Consider the following 1512-nt stretch of genomic DNA (forward strand, 5'->3'; position numbering starts at 1 on the left):
GTGCCTGAAGTTCGGACGTGTGCTCTCCCGATCTTCCGCCCCCGCCGCGGCCCAGGACATCGCCGCGGCGCTGGCGGCCTGGCGCGCGCGCCTCGCCCGGCTCGACGCCTTCGCGCGCAGCGCGCTCGGCGCGATTCCCGCGCCGCAGAGGATGCTCGTCACCGCGCATGACGCCTTCGCCTATTTCGGCGCGCGCTACGGGCTGGAGGTCGCGAGCATCCAGGGCCTGTCCACCGAGGCCGAGGCGAATCTCGCGCGCATCGAGGCGCTGGTGGCGACGCTGGTCGCGCGCCGCATCCCGGCGGTCTTCGCCGAAAGCTCCGTGCCCGACCGCGCGGTGCGCGCGCTGATCGAAGGCGCGGGGGCGCGCGGCCAGCGCGTCGCGCTCGGCGGCAACCTGTTCTCCGATGCCATGGGCCGGCCGGGCACCTATGAAGGGACCTATGAAGGCATGCTCGACCACAACGTCACGACCATCGCCCGGGCGCTGGGCGGCACAGTGCCGCCGCGCGGCCTGAACGGGCGGCTGGCCGCGTGAGCGCCACCCCGCCCCCGCCGCTCGAGATCCGCGGCCTGACCGTCGCCTATGGAGAACGGCCCGTGCTGTGGGACGTGACCTGGGCGGCGCCGCAGGGGCTGACGGCGATCGTCGGGCCGAACGGCGCGGGCAAGTCCACGCTGATCAAGGCGGCGCTCGGCCTGATCCCGGCCCTGTCGGGGGAAGCGCGGTTCTTCGGCCGCCCGCTGGATGAAGCGCGCATGCGCGTGGGCTACCTGCCGCAGCGCGCCTCGGTGGACTGGGACTTCCCGGCGACCGCGCTCGATGTCGTGTGCATGGCGCGCTACCCGCGCATGAACTGGTGGGGCCGCGTGCCGCGGCGGGAGCGCGACGCGGCGGCGGCGGCCCTGGCCGAGGTCGGGCTGTCGGACCTGGCGGAGCGGCAGATCGGCCGGCTGTCCGGCGGGCAGCAGCAGCGCGTCTTCCTCGCCCGCGCACTCGCGCAGGATGCCGACCTCTACCTGATGGACGAGCCCTTCGCCGCGGTGGATGCCGCGACGGAGCAGGCGATCGTCGCCGTGCTGCGCCGCATCGCCGCGGCGGGGCGCAACGTCGTCGCCGTGCATCACGACCTGTCCACCGTGCCGGACTACTTCGCGCATGTCCTGCTGCTGAACGGCCGCGCCATCGCGGCCGGGCCGGTGGCGGAGGCCTTCACGCCCACCAACATCGCGGCGGCCTATGGCGGGCGGCTCAACCTGCTCGAGACCGCCTCGGTCGCGCCGGCATGACGCTCGGCTACAACACCCTCGTCGTGCTGGCCGGCTGCGCGATGCTGGGGCTTGCGGCCGGTACGGTCGGCGCCTTCGCGCTGCTGCGCGGGCGGGCGTTGCTCGCCGATGCGGTGGGCCATGCGGCGCTGCCGGGCGTGGTGCTCGCCGCGCTGATCGTCGCCGCCTTCGGGCAGGATCCGCGCGCGCTGCCGCCGCTGCTCGCCGGCGCGGCGGTGGCGG

Annotated in this window: 3 protein-coding genes; all 3 read left to right on the forward strand. The window is 75.1% G+C overall.

The features are described from left to right. On the forward strand, positions 1-538 hold a 538-nt coding region (locus HW577_RS24865), incomplete at its 5' end, for a metal ABC transporter solute-binding protein, Zn/Mn family (RefSeq protein ID WP_198378771.1). Further along, on the forward strand, positions 535-1290 hold the full coding sequence (locus HW577_RS24870) for a metal ABC transporter ATP-binding protein (protein WP_198378772.1): 756 nt from the start codon (positions 535-537) through the stop codon (positions 1288-1290). The genes HW577_RS24865 and HW577_RS24870, both read left to right, overlap by 4 nt. Further along, a partial coding sequence (locus tag HW577_RS24875; protein ID WP_198378773.1) for a metal ABC transporter permease occupies positions 1287-1512 on the forward strand: 226 nt, incomplete at its 3' end. The genes HW577_RS24870 and HW577_RS24875, both read left to right, overlap by 4 nt.

The sequence above is a fragment of the Neoroseomonas rubea genome, assembly GCF_016106015.1.
Lineage (GTDB): Bacteria > Pseudomonadota > Alphaproteobacteria > Acetobacterales > Acetobacteraceae > Neoroseomonas > Neoroseomonas rubea.